20 protein-coding genes are annotated in these 23,351 nt (G+C 32.8%); 11 read left to right on the forward strand and 9 right to left on the reverse strand.

What is annotated here, in order from left to right:
- The first annotated feature begins 72 nt into the window (after positions 1-72).
- From KKQ76_RS00510 to KKQ76_RS00520, 3 genes are all read left to right on the forward strand, one after another.
- Positions 73-2,442, forward strand: a complete 2,370-nt coding sequence (locus KKQ76_RS00510) for a TonB-dependent receptor (RefSeq protein WP_213195346.1) — start codon at positions 73-75, stop codon at positions 2,440-2,442.
- A gap of 141 nt (positions 2,443-2,583) precedes the next feature.
- A complete protein-coding gene (locus KKQ76_RS00515; protein ID WP_213195347.1) occupies positions 2,584-3,918 on the forward strand; it encodes a trigger factor in 1,335 nt (444 codons plus the stop codon).
- 148 nt (positions 3,919-4,066) lie between these two features.
- Positions 4,067-7,483, forward strand: a complete 3,417-nt coding sequence (locus KKQ76_RS00520; protein ID WP_213195348.1) for a M16 family metallopeptidase — start codon at positions 4,067-4,069, stop codon at positions 7,481-7,483.
- A 68-nt stretch (positions 7,484-7,551) separates the two neighbouring features.
- Here KKQ76_RS00520 and KKQ76_RS00525 read toward each other — a convergent pair whose 3' ends face one another.
- Entirely contained in the window at positions 7,552-8,133 is a 582-nt protein-coding gene (locus KKQ76_RS00525; RefSeq protein WP_213195349.1) for a DUF3109 family protein, read from the reverse strand.
- A gap of 2 nt (positions 8,134-8,135) precedes the next feature.
- Positions 8,136-9,050, reverse strand: coding sequence for a DUF6427 family protein (locus KKQ76_RS00530; protein ID WP_213195350.1), 915 nt, complete (start codon positions 9,048-9,050; stop codon positions 8,136-8,138).
- Between the two features lie 42 nt (positions 9,051-9,092).
- On the opposite strand from KKQ76_RS00530, the gene KKQ76_RS00535 reads away from it, so the two are divergent.
- Positions 9,093-9,326: a DUF6341 family protein gene (locus tag KKQ76_RS00535; RefSeq protein WP_213195351.1), complete on the forward strand. Its 234-nt coding sequence runs from the start codon at positions 9,093-9,095 to the stop codon at positions 9,324-9,326.
- A 70-nt stretch (positions 9,327-9,396) separates the two neighbouring features.
- Here the strand turns inward: KKQ76_RS00535 and KKQ76_RS00540 are convergent, their stop codons facing one another.
- From KKQ76_RS00540 to KKQ76_RS00570, 7 genes are all read right to left on the reverse strand, one after another.
- Positions 9,397-9,834: a universal stress protein gene (locus KKQ76_RS00540; protein ID WP_213195352.1), complete on the reverse strand. Its 438-nt coding sequence runs from the start codon at positions 9,832-9,834 to the stop codon at positions 9,397-9,399.
- Between the two features lie 68 nt (positions 9,835-9,902).
- Positions 9,903-10,511: a fumarylacetoacetate hydrolase family protein gene (locus KKQ76_RS00545; protein ID WP_213195353.1), complete on the reverse strand. Its 609-nt coding sequence runs from the start codon at positions 10,509-10,511 to the stop codon at positions 9,903-9,905.
- Between the two features lie 21 nt (positions 10,512-10,532).
- Complete coding sequence (locus KKQ76_RS00550; RefSeq protein WP_213195354.1) at positions 10,533-10,706, reverse strand: hypothetical protein; 174 nt, start codon at positions 10,704-10,706, stop codon at positions 10,533-10,535.
- A gap of 17 nt (positions 10,707-10,723) precedes the next feature.
- Positions 10,724-11,488 carry a 3'-5' exonuclease gene (locus tag KKQ76_RS00555; protein WP_213195355.1) on the reverse strand — a complete coding sequence of 255 codons (765 nt, stop codon included), beginning with the start codon at positions 11,486-11,488 and terminating at the stop codon, positions 10,724-10,726.
- A gap of 37 nt (positions 11,489-11,525) precedes the next feature.
- The gene (locus KKQ76_RS00560; protein ID WP_213195356.1) at positions 11,526-12,236 is read right to left on the reverse strand and encodes a CDP-alcohol phosphatidyltransferase family protein; all 711 of its coding nucleotides are present in this window, start codon (positions 12,234-12,236) and stop codon (positions 11,526-11,528) included.
- Positions 12,233-13,099, reverse strand: coding sequence for a lysylphosphatidylglycerol synthase transmembrane domain-containing protein (locus tag KKQ76_RS00565; RefSeq protein WP_213195357.1), 867 nt, complete (start codon positions 13,097-13,099; stop codon positions 12,233-12,235). The genes KKQ76_RS00560 and KKQ76_RS00565 overlap by 4 nt, the downstream gene beginning before the upstream one ends.
- Positions 13,080-14,033, reverse strand: coding sequence for a glycosyltransferase family 2 protein (locus KKQ76_RS00570; RefSeq protein ID WP_213195358.1), 954 nt, complete (start codon positions 14,031-14,033; stop codon positions 13,080-13,082). Before KKQ76_RS00570 ends, KKQ76_RS00565 begins: the two co-directional genes overlap by 20 nt.
- A gap of 69 nt (positions 14,034-14,102) precedes the next feature.
- Here KKQ76_RS00570 and KKQ76_RS00575 point away from each other — a divergent pair, with 69 nt between their 5' ends.
- From KKQ76_RS00575 to KKQ76_RS00605, 7 genes are all read left to right on the forward strand, one after another.
- On the forward strand, positions 14,103-15,731 hold the full coding sequence (locus KKQ76_RS00575; protein WP_213195359.1) for an ArnT family glycosyltransferase: 1,629 nt from the start codon (positions 14,103-14,105) through the stop codon (positions 15,729-15,731).
- A 114-nt stretch (positions 15,732-15,845) separates the two neighbouring features.
- A complete protein-coding gene (locus tag KKQ76_RS00580) occupies positions 15,846-16,265 on the forward strand; it encodes a DUF2147 domain-containing protein (protein ID WP_104794291.1) in 420 nt (139 codons plus the stop codon).
- A 110-nt stretch (positions 16,266-16,375) separates the two neighbouring features.
- Positions 16,376-17,383 (forward strand): pyruvate dehydrogenase complex E1 component subunit beta, encoded by a 1,008-nt coding sequence (locus KKQ76_RS00585; protein WP_317194548.1) that lies wholly within the window; start codon positions 16,376-16,378, stop codon positions 17,381-17,383.
- 132 nt (positions 17,384-17,515) lie between these two features.
- Entirely contained in the window at positions 17,516-19,516 is a 2,001-nt protein-coding gene (locus KKQ76_RS00590; protein WP_213195361.1) for a KUP/HAK/KT family potassium transporter, read from the forward strand.
- A 105-nt stretch (positions 19,517-19,621) separates the two neighbouring features.
- Positions 19,622-20,095, forward strand: a complete 474-nt coding sequence (locus tag KKQ76_RS00595; RefSeq protein ID WP_069798615.1) for a Fur family transcriptional regulator — start codon at positions 19,622-19,624, stop codon at positions 20,093-20,095.
- Positions 20,095-21,840 carry an OstA-like protein gene (locus KKQ76_RS00600; protein WP_213195362.1) on the forward strand — a complete coding sequence of 582 codons (1,746 nt, stop codon included), beginning with the start codon at positions 20,095-20,097 and terminating at the stop codon, positions 21,838-21,840. The genes KKQ76_RS00595 and KKQ76_RS00600 overlap by 1 nt, the downstream gene beginning before the upstream one ends.
- A gap of 317 nt (positions 21,841-22,157) precedes the next feature.
- Positions 22,158-23,333 carry an aspartate aminotransferase family protein gene (locus tag KKQ76_RS00605; protein WP_213195363.1) on the forward strand — a complete coding sequence of 392 codons (1,176 nt, stop codon included), beginning with the start codon at positions 22,158-22,160 and terminating at the stop codon, positions 23,331-23,333.
- Positions 23,334-23,351 lie beyond the last annotated feature (18 nt).

Raw genomic sequence — 23,351 nt, forward strand, 5'->3', positions numbered from 1 at the left:
ATGACTTGCGATGCTATTTTTAGAAGTTCGCAAATTCCTTTATTATTTCAATTTTAACAAAAATTAATCTAAATGTTAATCAAAAAAATATATTTTTTTGTTGCAATGCTTTTTGCAACACAATTGGTGATGGCTCAATATAAATTAAGTGGAAAAATCACTGATTTTGATACTCAAGAGCCTGTAAAAAATGCTTCTGTTTATCTGGTAGACCTTAAAACCAGTACCGTTTCAGACCAAAATGGTAATTACACTTTCCAAAACTTAAAATCTGGAAAATATTTCGTAGAAATTACAAGTGATAACTATACTTCATTGTTGGTTTCCATAGAAGTGAATCAAGATGCGGTTTCTGATTTTACTCTTCAAAAATCTGCCAAAGAAATAGATGAGGTGGTGGTAACGGCAGTATCCAGAGCTTCGGAACTGAAAAAGATTCCAGTAGTCATTAAATCTGTAGATAAAAATATCATTAACCAAAACGCCTCTACCAACCTAATTGATGGATTGAAAAATATTCCGGGAGTGAACCAAATTACTTCTGGAGCGGCTATTTCTAAACCTGTAATCAGAGGTTTAGGTTACAATAGAGTTATCACTTTGGTAGATGGAATCAAGCAAGAAGGTCAACAATGGGGTGGCGAACACGGAATAGAAATCGATGAATTTTCGGTGGGGAAAGTAGAAATTGTAAAAGGGCCAGGAAGTTTAATGTACGGTTCAGACGGAATTGCGGGCGTACTGAATTTTATTTCTCCAAAAGTGGCTGCAATTGGTAAAATCGAAAATCAATTGATTACCAATTATCAAACGAATAACAACTTTATTGCGACTTCTTTTTCGAATAAAGGAAACAAAAACGGCTTCGTTTGGGAAGGAAGACTCACCAACAAATTGGCGGGAAATTATGAAAACAAGTATGACGGAAAAGTACTGAACTCTGGTTTCAAAGAATTTGACGGCAACTTAATGTTAGGAATCAATAAAAACTGGGGACATTCTTATTTCAACGTAAGTTCTTATAATACCACTTTGAATATTGTAGAAGGAGAAAGAGATGCTGATGGAAAATTCACGTTCATCAATAGCAATGGTGAAGATGTTACCGCAACTGACGAAGATTACAAAGGTTATAAAGTAGGATTTCCGCATCAAGAAATCAATCACTTGAGATTAACTTCAAATAATTATTTTTTATTGAAAAACGGAACTATCAATGCTGATTTTGCTTTTCAAAATAATAAAAGAAAAGAATTTGCAGACGCAACTAATCCTGATGAAAAAGAATTATTCTTTGATTTAAATACCTTCAACTATAACGTAAGATATAACGTGAAAGAAACCAATAATTGGGAAACTTCTTTCGGAATTGGAGGGATGCAACAATCGAACACCAATAAAGGAGAAGAAGCGCTTATTCCTGATTATCAATTTTTCGATGCAGGAGCATTTGTTTTCACACAAAAAACTTTTAACAAAAATCTGACTTTAGCAGGAGGATTGAGATTTGACAATAGAAATGTAGATGCAAAAGAAATGCTGGAAGATACCGATGTGAAATTTGCGAAATTTAATAAAAATTACAGCGGAATTTCTGGAAGTTTAGGTTTGTCTTATCAATTAGACAAGCAATCTACCATTAAATTAAATCTTTCTAGAGGTTTCAGAGCGCCGAATATTGCAGAACTTTCTTCTAACGGAATTCACGAAGGAACTTTCAGATACGAAATTGGTGATATTAACTTAAAATCTGAAATCAGTCACCAGATTGATGCGGCTTATTTCTTAAATTCAGACCATATTAGTTTTGAATTTACGCCGTTTGTCAACTTCATTTCTAATTATATTTATACTGAAAAAATGCAAGATGCCAACGGAAATGATGTAATTATTGACCCAAGTGATCCAGTTTCTGCATTTAGATTTACTCAAGGAAACGCGCAGCTTTTCGGTGGAGAGATTTTCTTAGATTTTCATCCGCATCCATTTGATTGGTTGCATGTAGAAAATTCATTTTCTTATGTAAGAGCTACGCAGAACAATCGTCCAGAAAACGAAAAGTTCTTGCCATTTATTCCAGCGCCAAAATATCGTGGAGAAATTAAAACCAATTTCGAAAAAGTGAATAATACTTTTTCTGATTTTTATGCTAAATTTTCGGTAGACCATTATTTCAAACAAAATAATATTTACAGCGCTTTTGATACCGAAACTGCTACTCCTGCGTACACACTTTTGAGTGTAGGAATTGGTGCAGACATTAAAGCATTTGGCAAAAAAGACTTTTTCAATGTTTTCATCAGCGGAGAAAACTTAACAGATGTAGCGTATCAGAACCATTTGAGCAGATTAAAATATGCTCCAGAAAACTCAGCAACAGGCAGAATAGGTGTTTACAATATGGGCAGAAATTTCAGTGTGAAACTGATGATGAATTTCTAGAAATCCAAGAAAATTACTTTCTTGAGATGATAAAATTCTCGGTAAAGCGAATGGACTTTTTATAAGGAAAATTTACCTATAAAAAATGCTTTCTGTTTTCATAAAAAAACACTATTTTTGCAACTCAAAATTTTTAACAAGATGAATGTTACAAGAACCAATCATGACGAAGTAAGTGCTTTGCTTACAGTAACTTTAAATAAATCTGATTACAAAGATAAAGTTGAAAAACAACTGATCAATTATGCTAAAAATGCTACTGTTCCTGGTTTTAGAAAAGGAAAAGTTCCATTGAGCATGGTGAGAAAACAATTTGAAGCGGGTATTGCTTTTGAAGAAATTAACAAACAAATTTCTGAAGCGTTAAACAACTATGTAAACGAAAACAATTTAAGATTAGTTGGTCAGCCAGTTCCAGTTCCTATGAACGAACTAGATTACAATGCAGAAGAAGTTTCTGTAGGTTTCGAAGTTGGTTTTGAGCCAGATTTTACTATTGATTTATCTTCTTACGAAGCTCCTCACTACAAAGTAGAAGCTACTGATAAAGAAATCAACCAAAGCATCGAAAACATGCAAAAAAGATTTGCTGATAAAGATGCTCAAGATAAAGCGACTAAAGATTCTTATGTAGCACTTTCTATCGCACAAGTAGTAGAAGCTGATGCAGAAGGAGAGCACAATCATCCACCGAAAAATGTAGTAGTTTCTGCTGAGCAAAAAGAAGCTTTCGGTTTGGTAAAATCTCACAAAGTAGGTGATGTAGTGAAGTTAACTAAAACTCAGTTAACGGAAAACGAAACTTTGGCTAAAGATTTAAATTACAACGAGCATGAACTAGGTCACATTCATCATGAAGATTTAGAAGCTACGGTTACAGAAATCTATAAATTAAACTTAGCACCACTAGATCAAGAATTATTTGATAAAGTGTATGGTGAAGGAAACATCAATTCTGAAGAAGAATTAAAAGCAAGAGTAAAAACTGAATTAGACGAATATTTCCAACAAAATGCTGATATTCACTTTGTGAATAAAGTATTAGAAAACGTTTCAGAAAAAACTGAAGTTCAGTTGCCAGAAGCATTCTTAGTAAAATGGTTACTATTCTCTAATCCAAACATCACTTCAGAAGAACAAGCTAAAGAAATTCTAGAAGCAGAAAAATCTATCATCAAAAATCAAATCATCGAAGGAAAATTATTCCAAGATTATGATGTAAAAGTTGATTATGCAGATGTTTTAGCTCAAGCTGAAGTTTTAGTAAACAACCAATTAGCAATGTACGGAATCCACAATCTTCCACAAGAAGAAGTACAGAAATATGCTGTAGAAATGCTAAAACAAGAAGAGCAAGTAAGACAAATTTCTCAAGAAGTTGCAATGGGTAAACTAAAAGATGTAATCCTAGAAAAAGCAAGCAAAAAAGAAACTAAAATTACACACGAAGAATTTTTAGCAGAATTACAAAAGTAATTTTCTAGAAATTTCTTAGAAATATAAATCCGTCTCGAATTTCGAGACGGATTTTTTTTAACACAGATTTAACTGATTTTTCTTTTCTAGATAAGGTTTTTCTTTTTATTTTTATCGAATTAAATTATTATTAATCAAAATTAAAACCATGAGAAAACAATTTCTTTCTTTTGTGTTGTCTTTCTTTTTGATTGCCAATGCATTTGCTCAGAACATTCCTCTTGATCCTAGCGTCAGAACGGGCACACTTTCTAACGGGATGAAGTATTACATTAAGAAAAACGTAAAACCAGAAAAAAAAGTAGAATTCCGTTTAGCGATTAATGCGGGCTCTATCAATGAAGACGAAGATCAGAGAGGTCTTGCTCACTTTATGGAGCACATGAATTTCAACGGGACTAAAAATTTCCCAGAGAATAAATTGGTAGATTTTCTACAATCTATCGGGATTAAATTCGGGCAACACCTTAATGCGTATACCAGTTTTGACGAAACCGTTTATATGTTACCCGTTCCTCTTGACAAGCCTGAAAACCTAGATTCAGGGCTTAAAGTAATGGAAGATTGGGCTTTTAACGCATTACTTACCGATAAAGAAATAGAAAAAGAAAGAGGCGTAGTTTTAGAAGAATTGCGTTTAGGATTAGGAGCAGACAAAAGAATGCTAGACCAATATCTTCCTAAATTAGCTTACAATTCTAGATATGTAGACCGATTACCAATTGGTAAAAAAGAAATTCTACAAAATTTCAAACCAGATGCGTTGAGAAGATTTCACAAAGATTGGTACAGACCAGATTTAATGGCTTTGGTAGTAGTAGGAGATGTTAATGTAGATGAAATGGAGCAAAAAATTAAAGCCAATTTTAGCAAATATCAAAATCCTGCAAATGCTAGAAAAAGAGTAGATTATGAGATGCCAAATCATAAAGAAACTTTGATTTCTATCGCTACAGATGCAGATGCAACTTCCTCTTCGGCGCAATTTTATATCAAAGATGATGGCCCTGCAAAAGCAGATGTTACCGTAAATGATTATCAAAAAAGCATGGTAGAGCAATTGGCTGCTACCATTGTGAATAACCGTTTGCAAGAATTAACCAATTCAGAGAAGCCACCTTTTATTTTCGGATATGTTTCTCACAGCAATTTATTGAGAACCAAAGATGCTTTTCAAGCGTATGCGATGACCAAAGAAGGCGAACAAAAAAATGCGCTTAAAGTGCTGCTAGAAGAAGTAGAAAGAGCAAAAAGATTTGGTTTTTCTCAAAATGAATTAGACAGAGCAAAATCTGAAACCCTTTCTAATCTAGAAAAATCTTATAACAATAGAGATAAAACAGAAAGTGCAAGATTGGTAATGGAATATGTAAGAAATTTCCTTAACCAAGAGCCAATTCCTGGAATTGAGTGGGAATATGAATTGCACAAACAATATTTGCCAAGTGTGACTTTAGACCAAGTGAATAACATTCTGAAAAATTACATCAAAGATGATAGCAGAGTGATTGTGGTAACTGGTCCTAAAAAAGAAAATGCAGTACTTCCTACAGATGCACAGCTATTGGCAACTGTAGATGATGTGAAGAATGCACAGTTAAAACCTTACGAAGACAAAGCTGCCATTAAAACTTTGGTAGAGCCTTTTAAATCAAATGGTAAAATTGTAAAAACCGAAGCAGATGCTAAGTTGGGAACCACTACTTTCACATTAAGCAATGGCGCAAAAGTAACTTACAAAAAAACAGATTTCAAGGAAGACGAAATTGTTTTCTCAGCGATTAGCTTAGGTGGAAGTTCATTAATTTCTAATGAAGACATCGAAAAAACACAATGGGCTTTTCCAGCGCTTGCAGAATCAGGGTTCAATAAATATTCTAAAAATGATATTACCAAATTTCTTTCTGGGAAACAAGTTTCTGTAATGCCTTATGTAGGAGGAATTTCTACAGGATTTAACGGAAATTCTACTAAAAAAGATTTTGAAACGCTTTTCCAAATGATTTATGGTTATTTTACCAACCTAAATTATGACGAAGCAAGCTACAATTCTTATAAAGCGAAACAACAAGGATTTTTAGATAACCTTTTGGCAAATCCTCAAACGTATTTCCAAAGCGAAGTTCAGAAATATTTGAACCAAAAAAATCCTAGATTCTTCGGAATTTTACCAGATGCTAAAGCTTGGGAAAAAACCAGCTATAAATTAGCGTACGATATTTACAAAAAATCAGTTGCTAATGCAGGAAACTTCCATTTCTATTTTGTAGGAAATGTAGACGAAAACCAAATCAAACAACTTTCTGAACAATATTTAGCAAGTTTACCTTCTACCAAAAAATCAGAAACGTATAAAGATTTAGGATACAGACCTCTTTTCACTTCTACAGAAAAAGTGATTAAAAAAGGAAAAGATCCTAAAAGTATGGTGATGATTAGATTCAGTGGGGAAACCAAATATAATGAGCAAGAAGACCTTGCCATGAGAGCTTTAGGTGAAGTTGCAACGATTAAAATCATCGAAAAACTTCGTGAAGATGAAGGCGGAATTTATGGAGGTGGAGCAAGAGGAAGTTTAAACAAAGTTCCTTATGGAAGCTACAATTTCAGTATTAATTTCCCTTGTGGACCAGAAAATGCAGAAAAATTAACCAAAATTGCTTTGACCGAACTTCAAAAAATGATTGACAACGGGCCAGAACAAAAAGATTTAGATAAATTTAAAGAAGGCGAAGCGAATGATGATGTAACCAATATGAAAGACAATAATTATTGGCTACAAAACATCACGAGCTACCAAACTCAAGGTGGCGATAAATACAGCGTTCTTAATTATTTAACTAAAGTAAAAGCGCTTACAGTAAAAGATTTACAGGCCGTTGGTAAAAAGTATTTAACCGAGAAAAACAGAATGGTATTTACTTTAATGCCAGAAGTAGAAACTCCGAAAACGGATGCTCCAAAAGCAGCAGTTTCTGCGAATGTAACGGCTCAACAAGTGATTGATAATTACGCCGCAGCTTTGGGTGGAAAATCTAAATTAGAAGCAGTAAAAACCGTGAAAACACTTTCTACAATTAAAGTAATGGGGATGGAAATGGAAGCGACTACTTTAGAAATGGCACCGAATAAATCTAAAGCGGTTCAAAAAATTATGGGACAAGAAATGGTTCAAGTTTTTGACGGCGAAAAAGGGTATATGATGCAAGCTGGTCAGAGAATGGATTTACCAACTCCTGCAATTGAAGAAGCAAAGAAAAAAAGACTATTCGAAGTGCTTTCTTACAATGCGGCAGATTTCAAAACAGTAGAAAAAGTAACGGAAGAAGGTAAAGAATTATATCTTTTAGCTGGTGCTGGTAAAAAATTATATTTTGATACCAAAACTAATTTATTGGTGAAAAGCACTTCTGACAAAGGAGATATGGTTATTCTAGATTACATGGAAGTAGACGGAATTAAGTTTCCTAAAAACTTGAAATTAGCCATGATGGGACAAAATATGGAAATGACCAATAATCAAGTTATCGTTAATAAAGAAGTGTCAGCAGAAGACTTCAAATAAAACTTGATTTTTTTATAAAATGTAGAGTCCGAGAATGAAAATTCTCGGACTTTTATTTTTGTGTGTTGTTAAGAATTAAATTCGCGTTCCCATTCTTCTGCAGCTTCGCAAAGGGTTTTGTAAAAATCTTCGCCGTACTTTCTAATCAGTGGCGTTTTCAAGAATTTATAAACAGGAACTTGCAATTCTTTTCCTAAGGTACAAGCGTCGCTACAAACGTCCCATTCATGATAATTGATTGCAGAAAAATTTCTGTATTCTGTTACTCTAATCGGATAAAGGTGACAAGAAATGGGTTTTTGCCAATCTACAACTCCGTCTTCGTATGCTTTTTCGATTCCACATTTGGTAATGCCTTTTTCATCAAAAATTACATAAGCGCATTCTCCACCATTTACGAGTGGCGTTACCAAATCTCCATCAATATCGGTAACATGTGTTCCTTGCTCCTCGATGGCAGCAATTCCTTCGGGTCTAAGATAACTTTTAATTTTTGGATAAATTCTTTCCAAAATTTGAGTCTCATTTTTGTCAAGCGGAGCTCCCGCATCTCCTTCTACACAGCAGATTCCTTTGCATTTGCTGAGGTTACATACAAATTCTTCAGAAAAAATATCTTCAGAAATTAATTTATCATCTATTTGAATCATATCTATATCAATTCACCTATGTTTACATAAGTGCTAAGTTTAAAAAGTAATAAAGTGAAAATAATTATCCATAACCCGAATTCTTTCATCCAATATTTTTTCAAAAATCTCAAGGCTCTAGAAAGGATAATCACATTCGGTAAAACCAATAAAAGTAAATATTCATAGTTTTTGCCCATGTAAAGAAAAACAGTCACTAATTGTGCCAAGAAAAATAAAAGCATAAACGTATACTTAAATTTACTCGAAGGACTTTTTTTATTAAAATTGGCAAAATGGTCCATTACAGCATACAAAACGTATAAAGCAACGGGTAAAAGAAAGTATAATGGATAGTAATCTTGCATGAGTGAGTTTTCTACATAAGGAATATAACTTTTGTCAAAATCATGATAACCAATAAGATACATCACACCAAAATAAGTTCCAAAAACCAATGCATTCCCAAAAAATAATCTGAAAATATTCAGCGAAATATGATCTGAAGTAGAAATAAGGTGAATCAACACGAAAATAAACATAGGCCAAGTTGTAGGCAAAAACAAGAAATTCACCGCCAAAATTGCTCCAATGATCAGGTATGAATTTTTCCTTACTTCATCTTGATTGCTGGTCAATAAAACCATTACAAAAGAATTTGTAAATAGCGACATCGCAATTCCTATGTCTAAACTTCCCGGATATAATGCAAATACAAAAAAAGTATACAGAAAAAGAGGCAGATGAGTATTGTAATTCAGACCAATAGCGTTAAAAAGAAAATATCCTAAAGCAAATCCGCAAAACGTAATAATGCTAGAAAAAACACCTAACGTTTTGAAATCCAATATATTAAATGATATTATCAAAAGAAATAAAAAAAATATATAGACAGGAATCGAAAAAATATTGCTTTCTTTTGATAGTAATCTGAACATTTTTATTAATTTTGTGCAAAGTTAATTTAAAATAAGAAAAAAATGACGTCTTTTTGGTTATTCTTAAGTGATTTGTTCAATTGGTCTTTCGGATTTTATGATTTCGCAGGAAACGTATTGAACTGGATTCTATTTATTGTAGCTAGTACTTTATTTTGCTATTGGTGTTATGTTTTAGTAACTACATTAGGAAATAATAAAGATAAAGAATATTATTCACCTACAGAAGGTAAATTCCCATACTACAATCCAGAATTACACACTAAAGAAGATTAATCAGATTTCTTAACAATATAAAATCCCGAAATTGTAAAATTTCGGGATTTTTTTATTCTATTTGTTAAAATTAATTGTGACAAGGAACAACCAAAACAGGAATAGGTGATTTTTTTGTGATATCTTTGGTAAGACTTCCTACGAAAACATCATAAATGCCGCTTCTTCCATGACTTCCCATGACGATGTAGTTGGCTTTTTTGTCTTTAGCATAATCTAAAATAATTTCAGCAGCGATGCCTTGTTTAAGCAAATGTTCACAAGCTACACCTTTTGCTTCTATTCTTTTTTCAATTTCATTCAACTCGGCGAGTTCTTCAGAAATTTCAGATTTTTCTATCTCTGGGAAATATTGAAATCCCATATCTCCTATGGCAAAACCTATATCTGCAGGAGCTACGTGTATTAAAAAGATTTTTCCGGCTATTTCTTTTGCAAAATCTACAGCGCCTTCTACAAGAGTATCTGTAGTGTCAGAAAAATCGATGGGTAAAATAATATTTTTCATGGCGTGTGTTTTAATAACAGTACTAATTTACAATTTTTTAGCGGGAAATAAAAGCTTTTCGGCATGATTTATTGTATGCGCAGACTATAAACCTTTTCGCCTTCTAAAAACATTTCTAGTTCATCGTTCTCTGATACCTTTCCTACACCTTTTGGCGTCCCTGTGAAAATTAAATCTCCCACTCTTAAAGTGAAGTACTGAGAAACAAAAGCAATAATATCATCTGGCGAAAACATCATCAGATTGGTGTTGCCATCTTGCACAATTTCTTTATTTTTTTGAAGTTGAAATTTCAAATTACTCAAATCAAAATTCTCTTTTGGGAAAAAATCAGAAACTACAGCGCTTCCGTCAAAACCTTTTGCCAGTTCCCAAGGCAAACCTTTTCCTTTGAGTTGAGACTGTAAATCTCTAGCGGTAAAATCTATTCCAAGCGCAATTTCGTCATAATGTTTAGGTGCATTTTCTTTTTGGATATATTTTCCGCCTTTAGAAATTTTTAGCACCACTTCTAATTCATAATGCACATCATCAGAAAATTCTGGAATGTAAAAATCACTGCCTTTTTTCAATACAGCAGTGTCAGGTTTCATGAAAATAACTGGATTTTCTGGAATTTCATTTCCTAATTCTTTCGCGTGTTCTGCGTAATTTCTTCCTATGCAAATGATTTTCATTTTTTGTTGGATGTTTGGCGTTTATTTTATGGTTTTTAAAACTTTAATTAATTTTATTAAATGTAAAATTGATACAGTAATCATTATTATGAAGATGGCAAATTCTTTTTCAAGATAATATTTTCTTCCAAGAACAATTCCGAAGAAAACCCATCCTAATGAAGAAAGAATATCATAAGTAAAATATTTTTTCATGATGATGTAATTTGTTTTTAAAACTTACTTCTCAACTGAATCTTAGTCAAAACCTTTTTAGTGTAAAGTGGGAAATCAGCATTTTGAATCCAACCGAAATAACCAACGTCTTTCGTGAAAACATCTTTCACTTTTTGACCTTTGTATTTTCCGAAAGTGAAAATTTCTTCATTTTTATCATCGAAAGCGATAAATCCTGCCAAATCTGCAAATTTATTATGGAATGAAAATTCGCTTAAAGCAGCAATATCATTCGGTAAATCTGCATATTTTTCGATTTGAGCATCCAGAACTTCGAAGGTTGCCAAAGTATCTGCTTCCGCAGAATGGGCATTTTCTAGAGATTTCCCGCAGTAAAATTGATAAGCTGCGCTTAGATTTCTAGGTTCCATTTTGTGGAAAATGGTTTGAGCATCAATTGGTCTGTGTTTAGATAAATCAAAATCATAACCAGCTCTCAACAATTCCTCTGCTAAAAGTGGAATATCAAATCTATTCGAATTAAAACCTCCTAAATCAGAATCCTTAATCATGTCAATGATTTTCGGAGCCAATTCTTTAAAAGTAGGAGAATCTTTTACGTCTTCATCAGAAATTCCGTGAACTGCAGTAGCTTCTGCAGGAATTGGCATTTCTGGATTTACATACCAAGTTTTACTTTCTCTAGAAGCATCTGGAAAAACTTTCAGAATGCAGATTTCTACAATTCTGTCTTTAGAAATATTGATTCCAGTTGTTTCTAAATCAAAGATACAGAGTGGTTTATGGAGTTTTAGATTCATAAAATTTATTTTGGTAGGGACAAGTCGCGACTTGTCTTTACATTTGTTTTTGAAAAATTAGGGAAACGATTATATAAAAAACGATAACCATCGGGATTCCAGCCAATCCTAAAATAGAAATCAGTAGAATTCCGCCCAAAAGTAAGATAAGTTTTGGGTAATTATCTTTCAGTTTCATCGATTTAAATTTAAGCGCAATCATTTTAATGGGACTGATAAGTAGCCAGCAACTTGCTGCAATGAGTCCTACTAAAAATACAGGATTTTCAAATGTTCGCCAGAACATTCCCGTTTCTTGAAAAGCGTAATACATTCCGAAAAGTAAAACGGTATTACTTGGGGTGTTGAGTCCTTTGAAATAATAGCTTTGCTCTTCATCTAAATTAAAAATAGCCAATCTGAGACATGAAAATAAAGCCACGAAAAGTCCTAAATATTTCAACTGAAATGGCAGTTCGAAATCCATAAATTGATTACCGAAGCCTTCCAATGATTTAAACATCGTTACGCCAGGCAAAAGTCCGAAACTTACCATGTCTGCTAGAGAATCTAATTGTGCGCCGAGATTAGAATTGGCTTTGAGCGCTCTCGCAACAAATCCGTCTAAAAAGTCTAAAACCAAAGAAATAATGATGCAAATTGCGGCAACTTTATAATTTCCGTCTACTAAATTGATAACACCGATGCTTCCAGAAAATAAATTCCCGAGAGTGAAAGCATTGGCTAAATTATTTTTTATAAAATTCATGGCGTTTCAGTAAGTTTCAAATTTAACTTTCTTATTTGAAATATCACTCCAAAAAGTGAAAAAAATGCAGTAATCATTGTGAAAAGTAAAGACGCTGAAACCGAAATCTCTGGCTGAAAACTGAACCATTTAGACGCTTGTAAAAAGAGCATTTCTCTCACTCCAATTCCTGCAAAAGAAATTAAACTGAGCACCGAACTTGCCAAAAATACTACTGCGTAAATAGTGAAATTGTTGGTAACGTCTAAACTTTTTAATAAAAATATAAAACTGATGACTTGTAAAATTTGGACTAATAATGAGTAGGAGAAAGCTTTGAAAAAAACTTGTGTATAAGTAGAAAAAAGCTTTTTAGTCAAAAAATAAGTAAAGAAAAATCCCACCACTAAAAGCACAAATAAGATGGGGAAGAATTTGGCTTCCAGCAAATTGAACGAAAATACTAAAATCAATACGCAAATCGCCAAAAGTCCGCTTAATCGGTCATTAAAAAGCGATGAGGTAATTTTTTTGGCACTCCAACCAAAATTTTTATTCAAAAGATAGACTTTGTATGCGTCTCCACCAATTCCACCTGGAATGAAAAAATTATAGAACATTCCCAAAAAATAGAGTTCTAAATTGCTTCTGAAGCTCAAATGGAAATCATTGGCTTCAAAATAGAGTTCAAGTCTTTTGGTAGAAATAATTTGAGATGCCAAAAAGAGAATAGCAGCCATCACGAGATAAAAAACATTCGTTTTTGCCCATAAAACAGTGACTTCCCGAAAAGGAATTTTCTGAAAAACGAAATACAACAAAGCAATGCTAATGAAAATTTTAGCAAAGTTGATGAGTAGTTTTTTAAGATTTACTTTCTCCAAATGTTGTGATATTTCTGATGTTAAAAGGTCTTTTTTCTTGAGATTCGTAGTAGGTTTTCATGAGCATGTCTACAATAATTCCTGTGGTAAAAAACTGAATTCCAATGAAAATAAGTAACACGCCAAGGATTAATAAAGGTCTTCCGCCAATGTCATTTCCTAAAATTTTGAGCGCCAATAAATAAATATTAACCAAAACTCCCAATGTAAAAGTGATTAAACCGATATTTCCGAAAAGATAAATGGGTTTAGAAAGGTATTTTTTATTGAATAAAACCAAAAGCAAGTCATTAATCACCTTGAAAGTTCTGTTCATTCCGTATTTAGAAACGCCATGTTGTCTTGGGTGATGTTTTACGGGAATTTCTGTAATTTTAGCACCATTTAAATGCGCCATTAAACTAATAAATCTATGGTTTTCGCCGTAAAGATTCAGTTCTTTTGCCGTTTCATTGGTGAAAACTTTCAGTGCACAACCTTGGTCAGAAATATTGAGTTTTGTAGATTTTTTGATGATGAAATTCGCAATTTTTGAAGGAATAGTTCTGATGGAAGAATCTTTTCTTTTTTGACGTTTCCCAACCACCAAATCGTAATTTCCATTTTCTAAAAGTTCTACCATCGCAGGAATATCTGAAGGATCGTTTTGTAAATCTCCATCAAGTGTAATCACATAATCACCAGTTGCATAATCGAAACCAGCCATCATTGCAGAACTTTGTCCGTAATTTTTTTTGAGCTCAATTAACACTACATTTGGATGTTTTTTTTCTTTAATTTCTTGTATGGTTTTATCAGTAGAATTGTCGTCTATTAAGATGAGTTCGTAGTGATATCCATTCATAGCATCAGAAATTCTGTCGATTAAAATTCCTGCATTTCCTTCTTCGTTATACATAGGAATAACGAGAGAGTAGAATTTATTTTTATCCATTGTAGCGCTTGATTTATTACCTTTGCAATGCAAATTTTTGCAAAAATACTAAAAAACCTGATTTTTATAATGAATCAAAATCAATTACTTTCTAGAAATCAAATCTTTTTTCTTTTTGTAGGCTTTGTTTTGGTGTACTTAGTTGGGCTATTTATTCCATTGATGGAAAATGATTCTGCTCAACATGCTACAATGGCGATGAGAATGGCCAATTCTGGCAATTTTCTACAAATTTATAAAGGAGATAATCCTTATCTAGACAAACCGCACTTGCATTTTTGGCTCGCAGCTTTATCGATGAAAATTTTCGGAATTAATCATATTGCATATAGAATTCCGGCGGTTTTATGCTTGTTTTTAGCCGCTTTTTCTGTAAAAAAGATAGCTGATTTATTGTATAAAAACGAAAATCTAAGTTATACCGCTTCATTGATATTTTTAGCGTCTCAAACCATTATTCTTTCTGCACACGATGTAAGAACAGATGCTGTTTTAACGGGTTTTATTGCGCTTTCTGTTTGGCAGTTTTTAGCTTTTATTAAAACACAAAAAATTAGCAATGTTATTTTAGCAGGATTGTTCACCGCATTGGCTTTTTCTTCAAAAGGTTTGATGGCGATTGTGATTATAGGATTTTCGGTATTTTCTTTTTTGCTGTATTCTAGAGAATGGCTGAAATTTTTTAATCTGAAAATAATTTTTGCCGCGCTCAGTTTTGGAGTGGGGATTTTACCGATTTTGTACGCGTATTATCATCAGTTTGGAAATGAAGGTGTGGAATTTATTCTCTTTAATCAAAGTGTAAATCGTTTACAAGCCAAAGGTTTTGAGCAGAATAGTCCTGATTATTCTTTCTTTTTTCACACATTGCTTTGGGTATTTTTACCTTTTTCAATTGCATTTTACACAGGTGTTTTCGAAAGAACTAGAAATTTGATTAAAGAAAGATTTAAAAAAGTAGAAGGCGTAGAGTTTTTAACTTTAGGCGGATTCTGGTTGGTGATGTTGGTATTTAGTTTTTCTAAATTTAAGTTGCCTCATTATTTAAACGGATTAATTCCCATTCTTTCTGTTTTTACCGCTTCTTATATTTTTGAAATTTTCGAAAAAAATCAATGGAAAAAAGCCAGAGTTTTTTGGGTGATTCAGTTGGTGGTGATTTCGGTAAGTTTAGTAGGCGTTTTATTGCTCACGTATTATTTTACAGGAATTCATGAAGTGGTTTTATTTGTGGTGAGTTTGTTTTTTGTGGGAACTTTACTGCTTTACATTTTCAAAAAAGAAAATATGGTGAGAAGATGGGTTTTAGTCTCTTTGCTTTTTGCCATTACCATTAATGTTTTTCTCAATTCACAGTTTTATCCTGTATTAACGCAATATCAAGGTGGTTTAAAAATGGCTCAATATTTTGAAAAAAATCAACTTTCAACCCAAAATCTTTTCATGCCGAAAGATTATGAAATTTGGTCTTTTGATTTTTATACTCAACAAAACACGCCTAGAAAAGAGGTTTCTCTGTTGAAAAAAGGAGATAAAGTTTTGGTGTACGAAAATGATTTACAAAATATTACACAACCGTATAAAATTCTCCATCAGGAAACGCATTTTAAAATCACTAAACTTTCCCTAAAATTTCTGAATCCTAAAACCAGAAATGAAAAGCTAAAAAAGCTTTATTTATTAGAGATATTAAACTAGTGTTTAATTTTCTGAATTTTGGCACTTCCTTTGTTATTAGTATGATAAGAATAACAATAAATTTGTTGTTTAACAAAAAATATTTACTTTTAGCAAAAATTTAAAATTAGAAACATGAAAAAATTAGCATTCGCATTTTTCGCTTTATTCTTCAGTGTTCTTTCATATGCTCAAATAGAAGGGAAATGGAAAACAATTGATGATGAAACAGGGAAGCCTAAATCTATCGTAGAAATTTTCAAAAAATCAGACGGTAAATATTATGGCAAAATTGTACAATTATTACAAAAACCAGAAAATAACAATTGTGTAAAATGTACAGATGATAGAAAAAATAAGCCATTAGTTGGTTTAGAAATCATCAGAGGTTTAAAGAAAGATGGTTCAGAATTTACTGATGGAACCATTACAGATCCTAAAAAAGGAAAAACGTATAACTGTACAGTGACCAGAAGTGGTGATAAACTGAATGTAAGAGGTTACGTAGGAATCTCATTAATCGGTAGAAACCAAACTTGGCATAGAGTAGATTAATCTATTTTAGAGATAAAAACAAACGAGACACGTCCTAAAAGATGTGTCTTTTTTATTTGTTGACTAAAGTAATAATTGATACATAATAGTTTGATAAAAATTCCTTAAATTTGCAACTCAACAAATTAATCAAAATGAAAGAAGTACAATTTCGTGAGGCTATCTGTGAAGCAATGAGCGAAGAAATGCGTAAAGACGAATCGATATATCTCATTGGCGAAGAAGTAGCAGAATATAACGGAGCTTATAAAGCTTCAAAAGGAATGTTAGCAGAGTTTGGTCCAAAAAGAGTAATAGATGCACCAATTGCAGAATTAGGTTTTGCTGGGATTTCTGTAGGAGCTGCAATGAACGGAAATAGACCTATAGTAGAGTTTATGACTTTTAATTTCTCTATGGTGGCTATTGACCAAATTATTTCTAATGCAGCGAAAATGTATCAAATGAGTGGTGGACAGTGGAATGTGCCAATCGTTTTTAGAGGGCCTACTGCTTCTGCAGGTCAGTTAGGAGCTACTCACTCTCAGGCTTTTGAAAGTTGGTATGCAAATTGCCCTGGTCTTAAGGTAATTGTTCCTTCTAATCCATATGATGCAAAAGGATTATTAAAATCTGCAATTAGAGATAATGACCCTGTAATTTTCATGGAATCTGAACAGATGTACGGAGACAAAATGGAAATTCCAGAAGAAGAATACTACATCCCAATTGGTAAAGCTGATATCAAAAAAGAAGGTAAAGATGTGACTTTGGTTTCTTTTGGTAAAATCTTAAAATTAGCCATGCAAGCAGCAGCTGATTTAGAGCAAGAAGGAATTTCTGTAGAAGTAATAGACTTAAGAACAATTCGTCCTTTAGATTATGAGACAGTTCTTAATTCTGTACAAAAAACCAATAGATTAGTTGTTCTAGAAGAAGCATGGCCGTTTGGTTCTGTAGCTTCAGAAATTACTTACATGGTTCAGCAAAAAGCATTTGATTATTTAGATGCACCAATTAAGAGAATTACAACTCCAGATGCACCTGCTCCTTATTCAGCAGCGTTATTCGCAGAGTGGTTCCCGAAATTAGAAAAAGTAAAACAAGAGATTAAAAACGTTTTATACGTAAAATCTTAAAACTTTAATCATATTTTAAAAAAGCGCAATCATTTTTGGTTGCGCTTTTTTAATTTCATGTAAAATTTTCTTAGGAAAAAGTATTTCATCTAGAAATTAGATTAAATTTGCATTTATTTTTAAACTTGAAAAATGTCAGACGTTTTAGCTGGAGGTCATCATTTTGACACCAAAAAATTAACTTTCATAGGTGTTTTAGTTTCATTAGGAATTGTTTTCGGAGATATTGGTACCTCACCACTCTATGTAATGAGCGCCATTATTAAATCTGGAAAAGAAGCCAAAATGATTTCTGAAGAATATATAGAAGGAGCACTTTCTTGTATTATTTGGACGCTCACGCTGCAAACCACCATTAAGTATGTTCTTATTTCCCTTAGAGCGGATAACAAAGGTGAAGGTGGGATTTTAGCATTGTTTTCTTTGGTGAAAAAAATGAAAACAAAATGGTTGTATCTCGTTGCAATTATAGGAGCATCTGCATTAATTGCAGATGGAGTAATTACACCTTCTCTTACGGTAATGGCTTCAATAGAAGGTCTTAAGCAAATCAAAGGATTAGATTTAGGAATCAATTCTATTTTGGCAATGACGTCTGTAATTCTGGTTGTTATCTTCGTAGTACAGCAATTTGGAACCAGTTTTATTGGAAAGTTCTTCGGACCAGTGATGGTGATTTGGTTCTTGTTTTTAGGAGGATTCGGTGTGGTGAATTTAATGGAACATCCAGAAGTTTTAAAATCATTTAATCCTTATTACGCATATAAATTAATAGTAACTTCTCCTAGTGCGATTTTGATTTTAGGGGCGGTTTTTCTTTGTACTACAGGGGCCGAAGCTTTATATTCAGATTTAGGACATTGTGGTTATAAAAATATTAGAGTAAGTTGGGTTTTTGTAAAAATCATGTTGATTTTAAATTATTTAGGGCAAGGAGCTTGGTTGTTACAGAACTACGGAATGGTTTTCACAGGGACAAATCCTTTCTTCGGAATGTTACCACATTATTTAATTATTCCAGCCGTAATTTTGGCAACAGCAGCAGCAATTATTGCTTCTCAAGCATTAATTACAGGTTCGTTTACTATTTTTTCAGAAGCAATGTCTCTTAACTTTTGGCCGTTCCAACAGATTCAATATCCTTCTGGTTTAAAAGGTCAAATGTATATTCCAAGAATCAATTGGGGCTTACTTATTTTCTGTCTAATTGTAGTATTCTATTTCAAAGAATCCGTACATATGGAAGCAGCGTATGGTTTATCTATTACGGTAACCATGATGATGACTACCATTTTATTAATTGCATGGTTGTGGAGAAATAGAGTGAATAAACTTTTTATAGGAATTTTTGCCTTGGTTTATTTGTCTATAGAAATAGGATTTTTCAGTGCCAACATCATTAAATTCTTCGAAGGTGGTTGGATTACCGTTTTCTTAGCAGGTTTCGTGGCAGTTTGTATGTACGCTTGGTATAATGGTAGAATGATTAAGCAGAATTTCATCAAGTTTGTAAAACTGAAAGATTATGTTTCTACGATTAAGGACATTAAATTAGATGAGTCTATTCCTAAATATGCGACCAATCTTGCTTTCTTAAGCCGTGCGAAAAGAGATGATGAGGTGGAATCTAAAATTATTTACTCTATCATGCGTTCTCAGCCAAAAAGAGCCGACCATTATTTTATTTTAAATATCATCAATCAAGAAGATCCTTTTACCTATAAATATTCTATTGATGAGGTGATGCCAGGAACGGTATATAAAATTAATTTCCTTTTAGGATTCAAAATTGATAGAAAAATCAATGATTACTTTAATCAAGTGTTGTTTGATATGATGAAAGAAGGCATTATTCCTGATAGAAGTAGTCACCCTTCTCTTAGAAATCATAATATTCCGCCAGATTTAAAATATGTGATTATTGACAATGTTTATATCAATGACTTCTTGTTGACGGTAAAAGAAAAAATTACCTTGAATATCTATAATTTCGTGAAATATATCGGTAGTAGTGATTTCAAAGCGTACGGTTTGGCACCACATAATGTTTTGGTAGAATCTGTACCGCTCATCAACAACCCGATAAGAGAGAAAAAAATTGTTTTAGAAGAATTTAAACGTTACGATTCTTAATATAAAATGAAAACCTCAAGCAATTGAGGTTTTTAGATTTTGTCTCTCATTAAAATTTACCTTTTATTAGTTAAAAATTAATAAATTTGCTTTTCAATTAAAACAATGGAAGCTACTCAAAAAGAAAAAAATATAGGCGTAATAAAAGATGTTCTGAAGCAATATTTACAAGATAAAGCCTACAGAAACACTCCAGAAAGATATGCTATCTTAGAAGAGATTTATAATATGGATCATCACTTTAATGTAGATGATTTATATCTCATCATGATTAATAAAAAATATCATGTTTCTAAAGCAACCATCTATAATACCATAGAAATTTTTCTAGATGCAGGCTTGATTCGTAAACACCAGTTCGGCGAAAAGACACTCTCTTCATCTTCTTACGAAAAGTCTTATTTTGATAAGCAACATGACCATTTAGTGATTTACAAAGATGGTTCCGACAAAGAGATTGAAGAAATTATAGAATTTTGCGACCCTAGAATTCAGGGCATCAAACAATCCATCGAAGAAGCGTTTGGCGTGAAAATTGACAATCATTCATTATATTTTTACGGACACAAAAAAAAATAATGAAAAAAAATCTTTTCGTACTCTTCATTTTTATTTATGCTTTAGGTTTTTCGCAGATTGATAAACTCAATTCCAAAGAACCTTTAGTAAAAGACCCTTATTTCAAAAAAGAAACCAATGTAGCGGTTCAGCCCGGTCAAAAAGTACGTTATATTCACTCAGATTTATTCGAAAGAAAACCAGACATGTACGGAGGAAATCCTTTCTTCACAGGAAATGTTCAGTTCGAACATCAAGGTGCCATGTTAACTGCGGATCGAGTGATTTTCTACGAAAAAGAAAATTTTGCTAAAGCTATTGGAAACGTTTTGCTTGTTACTTCAGACGGAAACAGAATTACCTCAAACGAAATGGAGTATGACGGAAATACTCAACGAGGAATTGCCCGTGGAAAAGTGGTGCTTACTGATGCGAAACAAACCATTTCTACAGATGTTTTGTATTACGACAGAGTAAAAAATACTGCTTATTTCAATTCTGGGGGAACCATTAATGATGGAAGAAATACTATGTGGACGCAATCTGCTACTTATTTCATTGATTCTAAAACCAATGAATTTACCAATAATTACACTATTGACAATGCCCAATATAGAGTAGAAGGAAAAAATATCAAACATTATCAAAATACCAATATTGCAGAATTTTTCGGGCCTACAACCATTATCAATAAAGAAAAACCTTCTAATTACGTCTACACGGAAAATGGAAAGTATCTCATGAACGAAAAACAGGTTTATCTTAATAAAAATTCTAGAATTTATTACAATGGTAAAATTCTGAAAGGAGATAAAATGTTTTTTAATCAACTCACAGGTTTTGGTAAAGCAGAAGGAAACGTGAGATTAGATGACCCAAAAGAAAATCGTTACATCATCGGTGGTTACGGAGAAATCTACGAAAAAATAGATTCGGCGATGATTACCCAAAAACCTTATGCGGTAAAAATCATGAATCAAGATACAGCTTACATCGCTGCAGAAAGATTTTTAAGTTACCAAAAATTAGATTCTACCCAGAAGAAAAAAAGTTTCCTTCGTGGGTACAAGAAAGTAAGATTATTTATGACCAAAGCCCAAGGTAGAGCAGATTCTTTGAGTTTTAATGAAACTGATGGAATTCTTCACCTAAACGTGAAACCTCTTTTCTGGAGTGGAGAAAAACAAATTTCTGGAGATAAAATAGAAGCCTATTTTAACACCACTACAGAAAATATAGATTCTCTTAAAGTAATAGGCAATGCTTTTGCTATTAATAAAGCAGATTCTTTGAATTTAAAAGACGAATTTCATCAAATAAAAGGCAATTTAATGACCGTTTTTTATCAAAACAACGAAATTAAAATTGCCAAAGTAACAGGGAATGCTCAAGCCATTACTTATGCAGATCCTGAAGATGCGCAGACCAAAAAATTAGATAGAATCGGTATTGCGCTTTCTACTTGCGGACAAATTGAAGCACTTTTTGAAGAAAGAAAAATTCAGATTATTTCATGTAACATTGGCGCTAATTCTGATATTTATCCAATGAGTATGATTGCTCCAGATAAACGAAAATTCACAGATTTTAATTGGAATACCAAAGATCGACCAAGGAAATGGGAAGATATTTTCTTAGACACACCTAATTATGAAGAAGTGAAATATGAAACAGATGATACGCTGTACCAAAAAGCGGAAGAACTTCGTAAAAAAGAAGAAGCTAAGAAAAAACCAAAAACTATCAAAAGAGATAGAAAATTATAAATTGAAAAGTCGGAATCTTTATTCCGACTTTTTATTTTTGAAATCAATTTTTACTTTAACCAAAAACTTTTAATAAAAATAAGAAGTCACAACTTAGTTGCACATCGGCAAAACTTTAATCTCTCGCTGATTACGCAAATTTTGCAGATAAAAATTCAGCATCTATTCATCTGCTGAATCAGCTCAATCTGCGAGAGTAAAAAAACGGAAAAACCTTTAAATTTAGAATTTGAAAATATGAAATTATCTTGTGATTTCTGTAAAAAATTTTTCAAAAACTTCCATCTTCCAACTTTTATCTTCTTTATCTTTGCAAAATGAAACAAGAATTTTTCAAATATCAAGCACAAACTACACCTTATGCAGCAGGTTTCGAAGTAGAAAAAGCAGAAGGAAGTTATATTTATGGTAAAGATGGTAGAGCTTATTTAGATTTTGTAGCGGGAGTTTCTGCCAATACTTTGGGACATTCTCATCCTAAAATGGTGAATGCAATTAAAGAACAGGCAGATAAATATCTTCACGTAATGGTTTACGGAGAATATGCTCAGGAAAAACCGGTGGAACTATGCAGACTTTTAGCAGAAGCGACTCCAGAACCTTTAGAAGTTACCTATTTGGTAAATTCTGGTGCAGAAGCGATTGATGGAGCACTGAAATTAGCAAAAAGATACACAGGAAGAGAGGAAATTATCTCCATGAAAAATTCTTATCATGGCAATACTCATGGTGCTTTGTCGGTTTCGGGAAATGAGTTTCACAAGAGAGAATTTCGTCCATTGTTGCCGATGATTTCTTTCATTGAATTTAATAATGAGGAAGAATTTTCTAAAATTACTGAAAAAACAGCTTGTGTAATCGCCGAAACCATTCAAGGAGCGGCTGGTTTTTTGACACCTTCTCAAAATTATTTCAAAAATTTGAAAAAAAGATGTGAGGAAGTTGGGGCTTTATTAATCCTTGACGAAATTCAGCCAGGTTTTGGGAGAACAGGGAAATTGTTTTCTTTCGAACATTATGATATGGTTCCAGATATTCTTGTGATGGGAAAAGGAATGGGAGGCGGAGTTCCAGTTGGTGCATTTATGAGTTCAGCAGAAATAATGAAATCACTTCAGCATTCTCCTAAATTGGGACATATTACTACTTTTGGAGGAAATCCTTTGATTGCAGCTGCTAGTTATGCAACTTTAAAAGAAGTTTTAGAAAGTGGTTTAATGAATGAAGTAGAAGAAAAAGAAAAACTGTTCAGAGAATTGTTGGTTCACCCAAAAATTAAAAAAGTAAACGGAAGAGGTTTAATGCTCGCAGTAGAATTAGAATCTCCAGAATATACTTTAGACGTAGCAAAACGTTGTATGGAAAAAGGACTCATTGTTTTTTGGCAACTCTACCGAAACGAATTTATGAGGATTTCTCCACCGTTAACCATTAGCAAAGAAGAGATTAAAAAGGGCTGCGAAATTATTTTAGAAGCTTTAAATGAGAAATAAACAAAAAAAGGGGTTTTA

The organism is Cloacibacterium caeni, from assembly GCF_907163105.1.
GTDB classification, from domain to species: domain Bacteria; phylum Bacteroidota; class Bacteroidia; order Flavobacteriales; family Weeksellaceae; genus Cloacibacterium; species Cloacibacterium caeni_A.

Coding starts and splice junctions, on each gene's coding strand:
- KKQ76_RS00510 (WP_213195346.1), top strand. CDS start 73: ATGTTAATCAAAAAAATATATTTTTTTGTTGCAATGCTTTTTGCAACA.
- KKQ76_RS00515 (WP_213195347.1), top strand. CDS start 2,584: ATGAATGTTACAAGAACCAATCATGACGAAGTAAGTGCTTTGCTTACA.
- KKQ76_RS00520 (WP_213195348.1), top strand. CDS start 4,067: ATGAGAAAACAATTTCTTTCTTTTGTGTTGTCTTTCTTTTTGATTGCC.
- KKQ76_RS00525 (WP_213195349.1), bottom strand. CDS start 8,133: ATGATTCAAATAGATGATAAATTAATTTCTGAAGATATTTTTTCTGAA.
- KKQ76_RS00530 (WP_213195350.1), bottom strand. CDS start 9,050: ATGTTCAGATTACTATCAAAAGAAAGCAATATTTTTTCGATTCCTGTC.
- KKQ76_RS00535 (WP_213195351.1), top strand. CDS start 9,093: ATGACGTCTTTTTGGTTATTCTTAAGTGATTTGTTCAATTGGTCTTTC.
- KKQ76_RS00540 (WP_213195352.1), bottom strand. CDS start 9,834: ATGAAAAATATTATTTTACCCATCGATTTTTCTGACACTACAGATACT.
- KKQ76_RS00545 (WP_213195353.1), bottom strand. CDS start 10,511: ATGAAAATCATTTGCATAGGAAGAAATTACGCAGAACACGCGAAAGAA.
- KKQ76_RS00550 (WP_213195354.1), bottom strand. CDS start 10,706: ATGAAAAAATATTTTACTTATGATATTCTTTCTTCATTAGGATGGGTT.
- KKQ76_RS00555 (WP_213195355.1), bottom strand. CDS start 11,488: ATGAATCTAAAACTCCATAAACCACTCTGTATCTTTGATTTAGAAACA.
- KKQ76_RS00560 (WP_213195356.1), bottom strand. CDS start 12,236: ATGAATTTTATAAAAAATAATTTAGCCAATGCTTTCACTCTCGGGAAT.
- KKQ76_RS00570 (WP_213195358.1), bottom strand. CDS start 14,033: ATGGATAAAAATAAATTCTACTCTCTCGTTATTCCTATGTATAACGAA.
- KKQ76_RS00575 (WP_213195359.1), top strand. CDS start 14,103: ATGAATCAAAATCAATTACTTTCTAGAAATCAAATCTTTTTTCTTTTT.
- KKQ76_RS00580 (WP_104794291.1), top strand. CDS start 15,846: ATGAAAAAATTAGCATTCGCATTTTTCGCTTTATTCTTCAGTGTTCTT.
- KKQ76_RS00590 (WP_213195361.1), top strand. CDS start 17,516: ATGTCAGACGTTTTAGCTGGAGGTCATCATTTTGACACCAAAAAATTA.
- KKQ76_RS00595 (WP_069798615.1), top strand. CDS start 19,622: ATGGAAGCTACTCAAAAAGAAAAAAATATAGGCGTAATAAAAGATGTT.
- KKQ76_RS00600 (WP_213195362.1), top strand. CDS start 20,095: ATGAAAAAAAATCTTTTCGTACTCTTCATTTTTATTTATGCTTTAGGT.
- KKQ76_RS00605 (WP_213195363.1), top strand. CDS start 22,158: ATGAAACAAGAATTTTTCAAATATCAAGCACAAACTACACCTTATGCA.